This window comes from Sphingomonas sp. CBMAI 2297, from assembly GCF_029870595.1.
Classification (GTDB): domain Bacteria; phylum Pseudomonadota; class Alphaproteobacteria; order Sphingomonadales; family Sphingomonadaceae; genus Sphingomonas.
In genome coordinates this window covers 49,221-65,201 of the sequence record NZ_JAPDIR010000004.1, presented here as the reverse complement: position 1 = coordinate 65,201, position 15,981 = coordinate 49,221, and the positions used below count along the sequence as shown (strand labels likewise).

The 15,981-nt window shown below is 60.7% G+C and carries 12 protein-coding genes and 1 tRNA gene; 3 read left to right on the top strand and 10 right to left on the bottom strand.

The features are described 5' to 3' along the window. Positions 1-130 precede the first annotated feature (130 nt). Both OMP43_RS07225 and OMP43_RS07220 read left to right on the top strand, forming a co-directional pair. Positions 131-1,045 carry a WYL domain-containing protein gene (locus tag OMP43_RS07225; RefSeq protein WP_280279050.1) on the top strand — a complete coding sequence of 305 codons (915 nt, stop codon included), beginning with the start codon at positions 131-133 and terminating at the stop codon, positions 1,043-1,045. Next, positions 1,042-1,743 carry a nucleotidyltransferase domain-containing protein gene (locus OMP43_RS07220; RefSeq protein WP_280279049.1) on the top strand — a complete coding sequence of 234 codons (702 nt, stop codon included), beginning with the start codon at positions 1,042-1,044 and terminating at the stop codon, positions 1,741-1,743. The genes OMP43_RS07225 and OMP43_RS07220 overlap by 4 nt, the downstream gene beginning before the upstream one ends. 508 nt (positions 1,744-2,251) lie before the next feature. Here OMP43_RS07220 and OMP43_RS07215 read toward each other — a convergent pair. The 7 genes from OMP43_RS07215 to OMP43_RS07185 all read right to left on the bottom strand — a co-directional run bounded on the left by OMP43_RS07215 (position 2,252) and on the right by OMP43_RS07185 (position 11,718). Further along, the gene (locus tag OMP43_RS07215) at positions 2,252-3,070 is read right to left on the bottom strand and encodes a hypothetical protein (RefSeq protein ID WP_280279048.1); all 819 of its coding nucleotides are present in this window, start codon (positions 3,068-3,070) and stop codon (positions 2,252-2,254) included. Positions 3,071-3,495: 425 nt separating this feature from the next. After that, on the bottom strand, positions 3,496-3,897 hold the full coding sequence (locus OMP43_RS07210) for a hypothetical protein (protein WP_280279047.1): 402 nt from the start codon (positions 3,895-3,897) through the stop codon (positions 3,496-3,498). Positions 3,898-4,690: 793 nt separating this feature from the next. Beyond that, entirely contained in the window at positions 4,691-7,327 is a 2,637-nt protein-coding gene (locus OMP43_RS07205; protein WP_280279046.1) for an RHS repeat-associated core domain-containing protein, read from the bottom strand. 23 nt (positions 7,328-7,350) lie between these two features. Then, positions 7,351-9,198 carry a hypothetical protein gene (locus tag OMP43_RS07200; protein ID WP_280279045.1) on the bottom strand — a complete coding sequence of 616 codons (1,848 nt, stop codon included), beginning with the start codon at positions 9,196-9,198 and terminating at the stop codon, positions 7,351-7,353. Between the two features lie 160 nt (positions 9,199-9,358). After that, positions 9,359-9,973 carry an Ig-like domain-containing protein gene (locus tag OMP43_RS07195; RefSeq protein ID WP_280279044.1) on the bottom strand — a complete coding sequence of 205 codons (615 nt, stop codon included), beginning with the start codon at positions 9,971-9,973 and terminating at the stop codon, positions 9,359-9,361. 91 nt (positions 9,974-10,064) lie between these two features. Beyond that, the gene (locus OMP43_RS07190) at positions 10,065-10,550 is read right to left on the bottom strand and encodes a hypothetical protein (RefSeq protein ID WP_280279043.1); all 486 of its coding nucleotides are present in this window, start codon (positions 10,548-10,550) and stop codon (positions 10,065-10,067) included. Positions 10,551-10,788: 238 nt separating this feature from the next. Beyond that, positions 10,789-11,718 carry a LysR substrate-binding domain-containing protein gene (locus tag OMP43_RS07185; RefSeq protein ID WP_280279042.1) on the bottom strand — a complete coding sequence of 310 codons (930 nt, stop codon included), beginning with the start codon at positions 11,716-11,718 and terminating at the stop codon, positions 10,789-10,791. Between the two features lie 101 nt (positions 11,719-11,819). On the opposite strand from OMP43_RS07185, the gene fdxA reads away from it, so the two are divergent. Further along, a complete protein-coding gene (fdxA, locus tag OMP43_RS07180) occupies positions 11,820-12,158 on the top strand; it encodes a ferredoxin FdxA (protein ID WP_183996767.1) in 339 nt (112 codons plus the stop codon). Between the two features lie 307 nt (positions 12,159-12,465). On the opposite strand, the gene OMP43_RS07175 is transcribed toward fdxA, so the two are convergent. The 3 genes from OMP43_RS07175 to gyrA all read right to left on the bottom strand — a co-directional run bounded on the left by OMP43_RS07175 (position 12,466) and on the right by gyrA (position 15,890). Next, positions 12,466-12,540: transfer RNA gene (locus OMP43_RS07175), tRNA-Glu, on the bottom strand. 94 nt (positions 12,541-12,634) lie between these two features. After that, positions 12,635-12,982, bottom strand: coding sequence for a DUF952 domain-containing protein (locus OMP43_RS07170; RefSeq protein WP_280279041.1), 348 nt, complete (start codon positions 12,980-12,982; stop codon positions 12,635-12,637). Positions 12,983-13,121: 139 nt separating this feature from the next. Beyond that, positions 13,122-15,890: a DNA gyrase subunit A gene (gyrA, locus tag OMP43_RS07165; RefSeq protein WP_280279281.1), complete on the bottom strand. Its 2,769-nt coding sequence runs from the start codon at positions 15,888-15,890 to the stop codon at positions 13,122-13,124. Between the last annotated feature and the right edge of the window lie 91 nt (positions 15,891-15,981).

Below are 15,981 nucleotides of genomic sequence, written 5' to 3'. Positions count from 1 at the left end.
TTATGCCGCTTGATCGTGCTTCACCGTTGATCCAAAGGATCATCGCGTCCATGAAATATGGGAATCGCTTTTTCACCCGTCAAGAAACGCGACGGGATATTTTTTGCTAGTCGGGTTATTGGAGGTTTGCGTGACAGATGAAACAGGCGAAGTGGTGCGCTGGGGTCTGCAACGGCGCCTGGAGTTCATTGATTTCCGGTTGTTTTGGGATGGACGCTTCAATCGCCGGGATTTGGCCGAGACCTTCGGCATCTCTGCGCAGCAAGCGTCTGCCGACATCGCGCTCTACACCGACCGCGCTCCTGGCAACCTAGTCTATGATTCGGCGCTCAAGGCCTATCTTCGGGCGCCGACCTATGAGCCAAAGCTCCTGCACGCCTCCGCCGAGCGGTACCTTTTGCAACTCGTCGCAATCGAAAATCGCTGGATGCGTAAGGAAGATACCTGGTTCGATAGTCGCCCGCCGATCGAGAACATTTCGCTGCTGCGCAAGCGCACTGATGCGCAGGTCCTTTTGCACCTGCTCGATGCGATCAACCAGAGCTGCCAGGTCGAGATCGAGTATAAGTCGATCACTGGCTCACCCGAGCCGCGGCGCATCATTGCGCCGCATGCGCTATTCCATGCGCACGGCCGTTGGTACGTCCGGGCGTGGTCGGCGGAACACAAGGACTTCCGCGACTATAATCTGTTTCGCATCGATCGTGCCAGCGACCTCCAGGCCGCTGCGGCAGATCCATCGCTCGACTTCGAGTGGCTGCACAGGACCGACCTGATCCTGACACCAAATCCGGCGTTGTCCGATAGCCAGCGCGCCGCGATCGAAGCTGAATATGGCATGGTCGATGGGCGCCTGGTCGTCACCATGCGGCTGAGCCAGAGCTTCTACCTGATGACCGAGCATAATCTGGACGTGCCGGTCGGCACGCTGCCGCCGGGCAAGCAGCAGCTTGTGCTTCTCAATCACGACGAGGTGGTCAACGCTCGCGCGACGGCCCGCAAGCTGTCGATCGATGCAATCGAGCGCGCGTCGCGGCCAGCATGATAGCTGACCAGTCCGGCGTTTCGGCGATCCTGCTCTTCGGCAGCCGCGCCCGAGATGATAACAGCCGGGGTTCGGATACCGACCTGCTATTGATTGCTCCCCCGAGTGTACCGCGGCACAAGTCGATCGGCCATCTATCGATGTTCTTCTACCCTTGGGAGAAGCTAGTCGAGGATGCGCGGGCTGGCGATCTGTTCGTCTGCCATATCGTGCGTGAAGCCAAACCGGTGTTTGACCCGCTTCAGCAACTCGACCAGTTGCGATCATCGTTCAGGTTACGGACAAGCTATGCTCGCGAGATAGCACACGCCCGCGAACTTGGCTGGTTGCTCGACCGTCATGCCGGTGCGTTCAACTCGCAGATCGTCCTGCGCAGAATGATATGGTGCGTTCGTACTATCCTGATTGCGCGGCTCGCCGAGCGTGGCACGCCGCAGTTCGCACCCACAGCGCTGGCCGAGATTGCACCCGAGCCAGTGGCAGAGTTGCTCGCCGATCGTCATCAGCGCAGGCTGGACGTCTCTATGCGGCACCGATTTCGCCAGTTCATGATCAGTGAGGGCGGGCAGCCGCCGTTGCTTGGTGACGGAACGTTAGACGATTTTCGCACTCTGTTCATCCAAACGGATAATCAGGTAGGCCTCCAGACGCTTCAGAGCGGTATGTCGTCACTTGAGGAAGGCGAATATTATCGGTGAACGGTTTCTGCGGGCAGGCTGAACAAAATGCCTGAGCGGGCTTCCTCATTCTTCAGAAGTGCGCGCGAGCCGAAGGGATTCGACCGCGAACTTTGCTTTCGAATCGCAACGCGAAGAGCAGGACGGTCGCACCCGCAACCTGCCAATTTGTCCGCGTGAGACCACGCGTATCCGTAGAAAGATATTTGATGAATATTTGACACGCGGATCGCGTTGGCTACTAACCCATTGAAAACAATGGTGACCCCTACGGGAATCGAACCCGTGTTTCAGCCGTGAAAGGAGAGGGGGAAGGCGGCTATTGGGCCGTGAGCTGGCAGTCGGCTGTTGGGGCGTGACGGGTCGAAAGCAGACGCCCTTGCAGATGGGGCGGCTTCTGCTCCGGCCCGAGCCAAGTGTGCTCGCGCGGGCTAAATTAGAAGCCGCACCCTGTCGGCCCCGCAGGGGCCGCAGCGTGCGACCTCAGCGCCCGCGCTTGTGGTCGAACCGAAAACTTAACCGGGAGAAATTAGTTGGCCCGCGGCGTCGGCCTGTTGAGTTTGCCCCACCATGGCAAATACGTCGCAAGGTCATCGAACGGATATTTGCGTTCCGCCACCTCCGGATTTGCCTGGCAGTGAATCGCGCTCAAATAACCGCCTCTGCTTGTCGGCATCGCGGCGGTCCGCAACGCCGCGAGGAGGGTATCAGCGGACCCGATCGCACAGGCGGATTCGAGGTCGGTGATCGAGCAGAAGGCAATCGGCCGGCGATCTTGCGCCTCGATCTGCGGATCCCGCGCGGCATGAACCTCGGCACGCGCGAAGACCTCTTCGAATAGCGCATTTCCCATGACCATCCAGCTGTCGAGCGTAAGGACTAGGCCGACGGCATCGTCCCTGGCGGCCTGGCCGGTTAGACCGTGCCGGCAATGAGAGAAGAAGCGCCACAGTTGGAAAACCGCCTTAGCGATATCGTCATAGCCACGGTCGCTCGCTGGCTCATCCGCGTAGCGCGCGCTGAATGACATGCGCGACGCTTTGCACTCAATGGCAAGCGCCACTCCATGTCCCGGCTGAGGCTCCGCCACAATATCGGGAGTCTCGAACCGATTGCGCGCAATCTTGCAACTCCGCTCCGGCACAGCTTGTAGGCCCGGCATCATCGCAACTAAATAGCGCAGGGCATATTCCTCAAACCGACGACTATAGTCGTCGCGAACGGCTCCGCCTCCGGATATCACATCGTAGTGGATTCCGCCGGTAATCCGCTCGAGGATCAGGTCTGGAAGCGGCGATCGTATCTGCCAACCCTTCTTGCCAATGCGCGCGCAGGGGTAGCGCCTCAAAACGCTGGGCCGATAAGCGATGTTCGAGCGGATTGGACGGGTTGCTCTGGGCGCAAGCACTCGCGGGCAGGCTGCCGAACAGCGCCGGATCCATCCGCACCAGCGCTGGGTACTCCAGCGACCGCGGACGCATTCCGATCGAACCAAGGCTTGTCAGCCGGCGATAGCTAATCGGAACCTGCCATTTGCAACGTTATGGACAATAGGGGTTGCGCGGATAAATTTTCGATCAGGGGCGTCCTATATGACCGAATTGGTCGCGAGCTGCCAAGCCGCTTCTGGTACAAACCGCTAGTCACGCTTCCAGGAGATGATAACTTCGGAATATTATCATGCCGCGATATCCATCCGCTCAATTAGGCCGACGGTACAGTCCTCAACCACATAGCCGCTAACCCGAAGCCACGTCGGCCGAAAATACGCGACTACCCCTCGATACTAATGAGCAGATTGTCGTCCAGATTTCTGATCGAAACACTCCGTTCGACCAGATTCAACGATATATTGTCCTCACTATCAAATATAACTTCAATAATTCCTTGGTTACATATCGAATTGAAATCAAATCCTTCCCATTTTTCCTTATATATAGCCGCGCCAAATTCCTCCATGTCAATGCTATTGAATGAAACCCCTTGCCGCCTCGACACGGATACGCCGCGACCGTTTTCAGAGCACCGGAAATCGTAAGAAAACTCGCCTATAACAATTTCAATAGTAATTAAGGACTCGTGACGCTCAAGCACATGAATTAATGCTCTTGCATCGGATATTACACCACCCTTTATTAATGACATAACAACGTCGCTCTTTAGAATATCATCCATATCTATTTCTGTAACCTCCCAATGCTAGAACAGCCACCAGCTACGCTTGGATGCCTCAAGAGCATTTTGCACGCTCTTGCTGCTAGTTCCGTTCTTAAGGATAGTCACGAATTCTCCCTTTGGAGTAGTAACGACGACATCCTTACCCTTGATGAAGAATTGCACAGCGCCACGCGCGCCCCCCCCGCTCCTTGACCAGCAAACGTTCCGGCCACGGATTTATCGGCTTTTGTAACAATATTAGTTATTATGTTGCGAAACGCGGTTCGATCCGCTGCGCTTGCCACGTTGAGCCCAAAGTCGCGCATGTGCGAGACTGCCTTCATGCCAAACTGGGCACCCGACATGGTGAATTGCATCCCACCACCAAGCAGCGCTCTTCCAATCGGAACTGCCAGGTATTCCCATCCAAGTGCGATTACATAGCCGAGCGAACCGGTGGAGGAGGGGGCCATCCTGATCGGGACTACAATCTGCAAGATATTTGAAGATAACCAAACGTACTCTTCCTGTAATCCAGTCGGATCACGTCGATTGATCGGATCGTTTGCGGCATAGGCATTGTTCGCCGACCCGTTAATTCGTTAACGACTACTCACAAAAAACTTCAGAACATTTGCGATCGCAATTACTATACCAAGCACCGCCATAGACAACGTAAATGTGAAGGTGCCTTTCCAATCAAAGCTGGCTCCATATATAACAATCCTCGCGCCGTCTATAATTAGCCCCAGCGTAGTCATGGCCACAACTATAAGAAGACTGAGCTTTAGAAGAAATAGAACGTCCTGTTTCATCGGCATTGTCCGGCTCGCTGACATACTGCATCGGCTACGGGTCCGGCGTTAGCTTTCGCGTTCCCGACGGCGTTTGCGGCTCCGCGCACTGCGGCGTCTGTGCGGGAATTGGGCGTTGCCGTAGTTATGGTTCCGCGCGGCGCTATGATGGAAACGCCAGTCTTCTCGGCGAGTACGCGAGCGCCGCCCTTAATCGTGTCTGCTGTAGCGGAGCCTGCGGCTCCCGCAACAGCACCGACCGCTGCTCCCTTCACCAGCTCGCGTCCGCTAGCAGCGCGACCCGATATCCGAGCATTGGCAGCGGCTCCCGCAGCACCCACAGCGGCACCAGCGGCACCATTCGCTGCGGCTCGGGCAGCAAAGCTAGCGGTAACTCTGGCCACTCCCGCTCCGATCCCCGCACCGACAGCGCCGCTTGCACCGGATACTGCTAGCCTTGCAATCCCTCGAGCGCTGAGATCCACTCTCCCGGTCGTAATTAACTGAGCGGCCACATCCAATCCAACGCCGAACGCGGCTCCTACTATAAAGTTGGCAAACTCACCATCCGGATCGGTGTTATTGACCGGATCGTTTGCGACATAGGCGTATAGGTTGACCTGATCTTTGTACCCTACGGGATCGGTCTGGAGGAACCGCCCGAGCGTTGGCGAGTAGATGCGAGCCTTGTAGTGGTACATGCCCAGCTCGGGGATCCAGGCTTGGCCGGTATATTGAAAGCGCCCGATATTGGCCGCGGCCGGGATGCCATATTCGTCATAACTGTTGATCTGGCCGAGCGCGCCGTTCCAGTCGGTCCATACCACGATCGAGCCCTGATGGTCCGTCTTGGGCAGCCGCGCGTTCGACCAGCTTCCGCCCAAGCTCGGGCCCTCGAACCAGGCCAGCGGATCGTCCTCGCCCGGGCCATGGATATAGCGACGCAGCATCGTCCCCGCGCCGTCATATTCCGCCACCAGTTCGTCGCCCGAATAAAGGAAGCGCGTGGTGCCGGTGGTGGGGCTATAGGTCTCGTAGAGTCTGCCTAGCGGATCCCAGGTCAACTGCACCCCGCTCGAAGCCACCACAAGCCGGTTCTCGGCGTCATAGGTATAGGCTGTACTCCCGCTCGCCGTCAGGTTGCCATTCGAATCATAGCCGAAGCCGACTCCGCCCGCCGAACCATATTGGTTGAGCCCGTTGACCGTATAGGCGCGGTTGGCGTTGGCATAGCCGGTGAAGCTATAGGCGTTATTCGACCGCGTCCGGCTCGTGATCTGGTTGGCCGGATTATAGCCCAGCACCGTATTGACGCTGCCCGCGCCGCTGCCGGTCAGTGCCTCGTTCTGCCCGGTCAGCCGGCCTACACCGTCATAGGCATAATAGGTCCAGCTGCCTGACAGATTCTGCGCAAGGCGCCCGGCATTGTCATAATAACGGATCAGCAGGCCGCTCGTCGTGTTCACGCCCGCCGTGTCGAGCCGGTTCAGCCCGTCATAATGATAGCCGGCGTAGTTGCCGTCCGGGAATATCACCTGTGTCCGGTTGCCTTCGGCGTCATATTGATAGCCCAGCGTCCGGCTCACGCCGCCCATGCTGGTCGTGCTCGACGTGATCCGTCCGAACCCGTCATAGACCTGCGTCACCGCATCCGCGCCACTCGCGCTGTCGAACCGCGCCGCCGTCTGCAGGCCCCGCAGGTCATAGGCATAGTAGACACTGCGCACCATCGAGGCGGGGACATTGGTGCAGGCATAGCCCGATACGCACGCCGTCGGGACGGTCTTCGATGCCATCCGGTTGAGACTATCGAAGGCGTAGGTGAATGTCCGCCCGTCGCGCTTCCTTAGGCTCGTGCGGTTGCCGTTGGCGTCATAGCCATATTCCTCGCGGTCGTTCGTGTTGACCGCCCCCGAAGTCGCCAGCGCATTGGCTGGCGTGGAGCCGTCGTAGCTGCCCGGCACGCTCGTCGAAGGGAACTGCCACTGCACCTGGCGGCCATGGCCGTCATAGACCATCCGCGCCTTGTTGCCGTTCGCGTCGACGACATATTCCTGCTTGCCCGTCTGCGTGTAGCTATAGGTAACATAGGCCTGCTCAAGGCTCGTCCCCACCGCTTTGCGGACCTGTAGCAGTTGCCCGGCCACATCATAGATATTCTTCGTGATCCGGTCCTGACTCTGATCCGCTAGAGTACAGGCATCTGGCAGCAATCCGCCAAATTGGCTCGAATTCATGCGGACCGCGGTACAAATCAGGCGGCCGAACACGTCATAGTTGTACTGCGTGACAGAATAGATCGTACCAGTGCCACTCAGCGTTTCTCGGATCTTGCGGCCAAAGCTGTCATATAGATAATCGATTCTCTTGCTCACATTAAAATTAGGCCAGTCCGCCGGCGCAACGCTGGCATCAGGCCAACTGAGCAATTCTCCTTGCTCGACGCTCGTCAGGCGATCTGCTGAGTCATAGGTGTAGCGGGTTCCGTTATTGTGGAGCGGCCCCGCGCCGTCTGGATCGGGTAGCATTTCACCCGTCTTGCGGCCCGCAGAATCATACCGGGTGTCAGTGGTAAACCCGGGGCTATCCTGGCCGTGGCTCACGCACGGCAGGAGCAAGAGGCAGCCAAGCGCCGCCTTGAGAGCAAATCGCATGAGATCTCCGGACAGCTTGGGTTTCACTGACATGCAGCACCGGTACCGCGCGGACTGGTCCGGCTGATGATGTCGCCGCGGTAGTTGTGGACGTAACAGGTTCGCAGCGTTTGTCCGTCGGCGGTGATCGCCGTGCCACGGAGCATCAGATTGTTGGCCACTCCGTCCGCGCCATAGTCGTAGCTGGTGACCACCTCGTCGGCTGAGCCGCCCGCGCAACCACCGGCAACTGTCGCCGTAGTCCGGCAGATTCGCTCCTCACTCAGCAACCAGATCGGCTCTGCCGCCTGACTGAATCCTCCGCTCGAGTTCTTCAGCCAAGGGTAGCGCTGGACATAGGCATAGCGCGTTACCGGTGAGATTCCGTTCACCGCTGGTAATGTTTTGGTCAGTACGCCACCGTGATTCTGATCATAGGTGTAGGTGGTGATCGCGCCGCGAGCGTCCGTGACAGTCAATGGCTTGTTGCACGTCTTGGGGTTCGCGCAATCGCCTGGGTAGGTCGCGTTGATCTCGATGGCTGGATCGCTTGAGCCCGACTTAGGAAGGAAGCGCAACTTCGTAATGTTGTTCCGCCCATCGCGTTGATATTCGCGTGCGGTTCCATCTGGCAGGCTATCCGATAATATGCGGAAATCCTGTCGGATGTAGCTATCAAGGCCCTGTCCGTAGGTGCGGCCGAGCGCGTCGGTGATCCACTCAACCGCCCCAAATGCCAGGTTTCCCGAAGCGCTATAATTAGCTCCAAGAGGGCCGTAGACATACATCATGCTGTATGCAGTGATGCGTCCTTCCTCCATGTTTCGCCAATAGGTATAGTCCCAGGTGCCACCACCCTTCGTAACCGATGCCACGTGGCGGATATTGTATCCGTCGTTATCGTTCCCTGCTGCCGCATAGGTATAGCTGACTTCCGATCCGGGCACGCCAGAATCTTCGACCTTCTGAATATCGGCCGATATCGGATTTCCAGGGGCGAAGGTGATCTTACGGCCCTGTGTTTGTCCCTTGCGGCGAAACATCACGCTCCGCGTACTGTCGTTGGAGACGAAATCCACATAATCAAGCGCGGTAGTAGTATTCGAACACAAGGCCATCGCGCTCTCGTCGCAATAGACCTGCGCCTTGTTGAAGGACAGCACGCGAGTCACCCCACCCCAGGCCAGCTGCGTTACATCATCGGACTGATATTGGATCTCTATCGTCACGCCACGATTGGAGCTCACCGATCGCAGGCGCCCCACATGCGCCTGCGTGTTAGGATCGAAGGCAGTCTGGATATAGAGCCGCCAGACTTCGCCGTTCGGAAAGTCGATCTGCCCCGGACGCACCCTGATGCCTTCCGCCGTGTAATATCCTTCACCGCGAGCAGTGTTTCTCAAATAGATAACATTGGTCGGGCCGATACTCGGAGAATAAATAGAGCCATCCGAATTGATTATGCGCCAATCATAGCCAGCACGATTCATCCCAGCGCCCATCGGAGTACTGACTGCGCTAATGAGACCGATACTCTCTGATACGAAAGTATTTTCCGAGAAATCGAAGTTATGTTGAAGCCCATAATTCTCGATACTGTTCAATGACAATGCCACGTCGCCCGGCTGGGTAATATCAACCTTCAGTTCTAGCGCGGTGAGATCCTTGGCGAAGCTCAACAACGGGATTTCAATGTGTGCCTTCCCAGACACTATATCCACGCCGTTTTCATCCAATGTGCTGATCGCGGGCTTCGTTGCTGTAAGATACTGGTAGGGATTATCCTGTGCTGATGCTGCGCTAGGCATAAAACCTAAAAACGCGGAGCAAATGGCGATGCGCGAATACGAGCGGTACAAATCTCTACTGCGCCATTTAGAACGAGCCAGCATTACAACTCCTGGTATTCGGTGTTGGTGTTAGGCGAGAATCCTGCATTATCGCGCTATTTTGATATTCAGGTCACCGTCTAGCGCATATTCGCCCTCCGGTTCGGGGATCGCAGACCTTTCGGATACACCCAACGGTCTTTGTCCGGGAGGGCGCGATGCCTCAGACGGGCGGCTCGCCGATGCAGCTGTTGTTGTTGCCGGTGGCGGTGACGGTGACGATGCCCGTGGCCGTCGCGCCCAGACTGTTCGCGATCGTGTAGGTGAAGCTCGCGGTGCCGGTATAGGCCGCGCTGAACGTCACCGAGGTACTGCTGACGATCGAGGCATAGATCGACCCCGAGGACGGGTTGATCGAGACCAGCGTCAGCGGAACATTGCCGTTCGGGTCATAGTCGTTCGCCAACAGGTCCACCGTCTTCGTCGTCGAGCAGACGAACGAGGTCGAGTCGTTCACTGCGACCGGCGGCGTCGGAGTAGGCGTGGGTGTGGGCGTTGGAGTAGGTGTCGGGGTTGGCGTGGGGGTCGGGGTGGGCGTCGGCACTGGCGTGGCGCAGACGGGCGGCGCCCCGGTGCCGGTGAAATATTGCGCGCGATTGCCGGCTGGATCGAAGCAGGTCGCCATCGTCACCGCGCTGTTCGGCCCGCCGCTGATCGATGACCGCACCAGCCGCCCCAGCTGATCATATTGATAGGTCGTGGTTTCCTGCGCATGCGCCGGCAGCGACGCGAAACCTATGGCCAGCGTGCTCGTGCACGCCAACAAGCGAAGACGCATATGCCCTCCCTTTGAGGGCTACTGAAGTCGTGCCCCTTCTGCATCGATCAGGTCACAGAAAATGCCCCGAATCCTGCCGATCAAGCGCAGGCTATTTTCGAGAAGGAGATAGGTCCATAAACGGATTGAACCAAAATGGTGCAACCGGCAACGCCAGCGCGACCCGGTGCCGCTGCCGCAGCACGTCGGGCAAGGCCTTGGCGAGGATCGTGCCCAGCCAGACGAACCGCTCGGCATCGCTGATCACATAATAGCCGCGATTGCCGCTGGTCCCGGTGCTCTGGCCGATCGGGCAGCCGCGCACCCGCTCCTCCCCCGCGTCGATCGCGGCGCGCACCTCCGCAGCGGTGATGCCGGGCCGGTTATAGGCGGCGAAACTGCCGGTCAGGATCGCCTTGTCAATCACCGGCAGGTCCTTGAGCCGCGCCACCGGCCGCCCCGCATAGGCGCCGACTTGCGGCACCGCCGTCGCCAACCAGTCCGCGAGCCGCCGATCCTGCCAGCGGCGCACATCCTCCGGCGTCTTCAGCTGGACGGCCAGCCAGCGCGTTCGCAGAAAGGCCGACGCGGCGTGCATCACAGTAAACATGGCAACCCTATTATGATAAAATCATTCCTTGCGTATAAGTCATATCCAATTGAACCACCGTCTCCGGCGTCAGCCAGGGCGGCTATAGAATGCAGTTTGGCATAGCGACTGACGCAATTGGTCTGCCGTAACCGCTCCCTGAATGAATGGCGACTTTCAGGATCGTCTTTGATAGGATCGAACGACCGATATTGGAGCGCAAAACAGTCCCTCCGGGCCGCCGCTCTCACCGCCGCGCCGGCACCCAATTCTTCGCCGGACGCCGCAAGGCATCGACCCGGATGCCCGTGCAGATGTCGATAAAGGCGCGGATGCTGGCGCTGCGGTATTTCTCCGCATGCATCACCAGATAGGAGCGGCGGCAAAGATCGAGGTCGGGGGCGTGCAGGCGGACGACGCGGCCCTGTTGCAGTGGCGCATAGGCCGCGAGTTCGGATACGCAGCCGATCATGCCGCTGACGGCGACGGTTTCGACGATGGCTTCCAGCTGCTGCAGCTCCATGCCGATCCGCCATTTGCTCCGCCAGGCGCGCATCGCATGGTCGAGCGTCTGGCGGGTGCCCGATCCGGCTTCGCGCACCACCCAGCGCTCGGCGAGCAGCGCGTCGATCGGGCAGGGATTGCGTGTGGCGAGCGGGTGCGCGGGGTTGCAGATCAGCACCAGCCGGTCCTCGATCCAGTCGGTCAGGGTCAGGCCGGACTGCGCGCATTCGCCCTCCACCAGCGCGAGATCGAGCGAGAAGTCGGCGATCCTGGCGGCGATGCCTGCGGTATTGCCTATTTCCAGTGCGACGGCGCTTTCCGGATAGCGCCGCGCATAGATTTCGATCAGCCGCGGCATGACGTGATTGCCGATGGTCTGCGTGGCGCCCAGCCGGATCGATCCCGGCCCCTTCCGTCCGGCGAGCAGCGCGTCGACTTCCTTCGCCCGGTCGAGCAGGTCGCGCGCCGCGGGCAGCAGGGCGCGGCCGGTTTCATTGATGCGCAGCCGCTTGCCGGCGCGATCGAACAGCGGCCGGCCATAGCGCCGCTCGAGTTCGAGCAGCGCCGCGCTCGCGGCCGATTGCGACATCGCCAGATCGGCCGCCGCCGCCGAGACATTCCCGTCGCGCGCCACTGCGGCGAAGACCTGAAGATGACGGAGGCTGAATCGCATAACCCGGTTTATCAATGATTAGTGCCCAAAATTCCAGTTTTTTCGGTTCAATGGCATGGCCTATCCGGGGCGCCCCTTCTAGAAGGATGGAGCATTTTGCCATGACCTATGTCGTCACCGACGCCTGCATCCGGTGCAAATTCATGGATTGCGTCGAAATATGCCCGGTCGAGGCGTTTCACGAAGGCGCGAACATGCTGGTGATCAATCCGGACGTATGCATCGATTGCGGCGCATGCGTTCCCGAATGCCCCGCCGATGCGATCGTGCCGGATATCGATCGCGAAGCGGCGCCGTGGATGGAAGTGAACAAGCGCTGGTCCGCGGTGTGGCCGGTCATCTCACTGCGCGGAGAAACCCCGGCGGAAGCGGACGCGCATCGCGGCGAGGCGGGGAAATATGAGAAATATTTCTCGGCGGAGCCGGGGGCGGGCGGATAAGCGAGGCGCAACCGGAGCCGAGGGAGCAAGCGATCGTCAACCTTCGTACCGCCCGCAAGGCGCGCGTGCGGTCCGTCGCAAACCGCGTGGCGTTCGGCCGGACGAAGGGCCGCTTTCGGGATCATCCAGCATCAGCTTGAATGACCGCTTTTGGAGCGCGAATCAGACATTGGCGACGCGCCAGCGAACCAACTGCTGTGCGGAACAATCCGAGAAAATCCGCCGATTTCCAGCTACGGTTTTGCAGTAAATCTGCAGTAAATTGCACGAATATGCAGCTATCAGGCAGCTAAGTGCCTGAAATCGCTGGTGACCCCTACGAGAATCGAACTCGTGTTTTCGCCGTGAGAGGGCGACGTCCTGACCGCTAGACGAAGGGGCCGTTAGCGCTGCGGAAGCGGGCAATTACGGGCAGCTTCTGTGCCCGTCAAGCGCCTTCCGGATGCACCGGCAATTTTATTTCCCGCGCGGTGGTCTCACCCGGCGACCGGCAGGCGCAGCGTGCCGTCTGGTTCATAATGCACCTCGCTATAGGCCGTCACCGCGACCAGCGGCAAAGGCGCATAGAGATGCGGGAACAGCTGGCCGCCGCGCGACGGCTCCCATCGCACCGCGTCGCCCATTGCCTCCAGATCGACCGCGACGAGCCAGAGGCCGGCCTGGCCGGCAAAATGCTTGTCTAGCGTCTCCGCCACCTGCGCGGCGGTGGAGAGGTGGACATAGCCGTCCGCCAGGTCGATCGGCGCGCCCGCGAAGACGCCCTCATGCTCGAGGACGTGCATCTGATCCGCGGTGAGGATCTTGTAGGCAATGGTGTCGGGCATTGGCGCTATCCTGAGCCTTGCTGCTCCCCGGCAAAGGCCGGGGCCCAGCTTCGACGCAACGGGCGAGCTGCGCCAACCTCTCGATCGACATCGCAACCGGCCCCCGGCCTTCGCCGGGGAACAGTCACGCCATGCCGTCCTACTGTCCGTCCTCGGGGCCCTGGGCGAGGTCTTCGCTCGTGGTGCCGTCCGGCGTGGGTTCGCCGGTGGCGGGGCCGTCACCCAGCTCCGCCTCGGCATCGCCTTCGCTCTCCTCGATCCGCGCGGCGGAGACGACATGCTCGTTGTCCGCCACGTTGAACAGGCGCACGCCCGCCGAGCCGCGGCCGATCACGCGCAGGTCGCCCAGCGACATGCGGATCATCTTGGCCTGGTCGGTGACCAGCATCAGCTGGTGCCCCTTGCTTGCCGGGAAGCTCGCCACCACCGGACCGTTGCGGCCGATATTGTCGATATTGGTGATGCCCTGGCCGCCGCGGCCGGTGCGCCGATACTCATAGGCCGAGCTCAGCTTGCCATAGCCGTTCGCGCAGACGGTGAGGATGAACTGCTCGCGGCTCTTGAGTTCCTCGAAGCGATCCGCCGCCAGATCGGGCTCGCCTTCCTTCTCGGCCTTCCACGGCGCGAAGCGGAGATAGGCCTCGCGCTCCTCGCTGGTGGTGCCGACGCGGTGGAGGATCGACAGCGAGATCACCTCGTCGCCCCCGGCCAGCTTCATGCCGCGCACGCCGGTGGAGTTGCGGCTCTGGAACTCGCGGACATCGTCCGCGGCGAAGCGAATCGCCTTGCCCTGGCGAGTGGCGAGCAGCACGTCGTCGCCCTCGTCGAGCAGCGCCACGCCGATCAGCCGGTCATCGGCATCCTCGCCCTCGAACTTCATCGCGATCTTGCCGTTCGAGGGCACGTTGTTGAACGCGTCCATCGAGTTGCGGCGCGCCGAGCCCTTGGCGGTAGCGAACATGACGTGGAGCTTGCCCCATTCGCTCTCGTCCTCCGGGAGCGGCAGCACGGTGGAGATGGTCTCGCCCGCCGCCAGCGGCAGGATGTTGATCATCGGCCGGCCGCGCGTGGCCGGGCCGCCCTCGGGCAGCTTCCAGACCTTCATGCGATAGACCTTGCCGAGGGTCGAGAAGAACAGCACCGGCGTGTGCGTCGAAGTGACGAACAGCTCGGTGACGGCATCCTCGTCCTTGGTCGCCATGCCGGCGCGGCCCTTGCCGCCGCGATTCTGCGCGCGGAAGGTGTCGAGGCTGGTGCGCTTGATATAGCCCTGCACGGTCACGGTGACGACCATGTCCTCGCGCTCGATCAGGTCCTCGTCCTCGATGCCGTCGGCGGCGGGGGCGATCTCGGTGCGGCGCGGGGTGGCATAGAGGGCGCGGACCGTGGTCAGCTCCTCCACCATCACTTCGTACAGTTTCGCGCGATTGCCGAGGATCTCGAGCAGCTCGGCGATCGAATCGGCCAGTTCCTTGAGCTCGTCGCCGATCTCGTCGCGGCCGAGCGCGGTAAGGCGGTGCAGGCGCAGGTCGAGGATCGCGCGGACCTGAGCGTCCGACAGGCGATAGCTGTCGCCGGTGATCTCGGTTTCGACCGCTTCGACCAGCTTGATATACTGGGCGATCTCCGCGATCGGCCATTCGCGCGCGAGCAGCTTGTCGCGGGCGTCCGCCGGGCTCGACGAGCCGCGGATGATCCGCACCACCTCGTCCAGGTTGGTGACCGCGATCACCAGGCCGAGCAAGATGTGCGCGCGCTCGCGGGCCTTGGCCAGCTCGAACTTCGAGCGGCGGGTGATGACCTCCTCGCGGAACTTGACGAAGGCCTGGATGATGTCCTGCAGGTTGAGCAGTTCCGGGCGGCCGCCGCGGATCGCGAGCATGTTGGCCGGGAAGCTCGACTGGGCGGGGGTGTTCCGCCAGACTTGGTTGAGCACGACCTCGGGAGTCGCGTCGCGCTTCAGGTCGATGACGATGCGGACGCCCTCGCGCGACGATTCGTCGCGGATGTCGCTCACGCCTTCGATGCGCTTGTCCTTGGCGGCCTCGGCGATCTTCTCGACCAGCGCGTTCTTGCCCTGCTGGTACGGGATCTCGGTGAGCACGATCGAGCGGCGGTCGCCGCGCTGCTCGAATTCGTGGCGCGAGCGGACGATGATCGAGCCGCGCCCGGTCTGATAGGCATTGCGGCAGCCCGAACGGCCGAGGATCAGCGCGCCGGTCGGGAAGTCCGGACCGGGGACGATCTCCATCAGCTCCTCGAGCGTGAGCGGCTCGCGCTGGCCCAGCATCGCCTTGATATGCTCGAGGCAGGCATCGACCACTTCGCCGAGATTGTGCGGCGGGATGTTGGTCGCCATGCCGACCGCGATGCCGCCGGCGCCGTTGACCAGCAGGTTCGGGAAGCGTGCCGGAAGGACCGCCGGCTCGCTCTCCGACCCGTCATAGTTCGGGACGAAGTCGACCGTGTCCTTCTCGATGTCGTCGAGCAGCGCCGAGGCGACCTTGGCCAGGCGCGCTTCGGTGTAGCGCATCGCGGCGGGCGGATCGGGATCCATCGAGCCGAAATTGCCCTGGCCGTCGATCAGCGGCACCCGCATGGCCCAGTCCTGGGCCATGCGCGCCATCGCGTCGTAGATCGAGCTGTCGCCGTGCGGGTGGTATTTACCCATCACGTCGCCGACCAGGCGGGCCGACTTGCGATAGGCGCGGCCGGCGACATAGCCGCCTTCCTGCGCGGCATAGAGGATACGGCGGTGGACGGGCTTCAGGCCGTCGCGAACGTCCGGGAGCGCGCGCGCCACGATCACGCTCATCGCGTAATCGAGGTAGCTCGTCTTCATCTCGTCGACGATCGAGATCGGCGTAATGTCGGAGGGGTCGTCGGCGAGGATGGTCTCGTCGGTCAAAGTGTTCACCGCTTTCGGGTTCTTGAGTGTGTCTTACGGCTCTAACGATGCCGATGCATCCTGCCAACCCCGCGCCCGCGTGTGAGCAGGA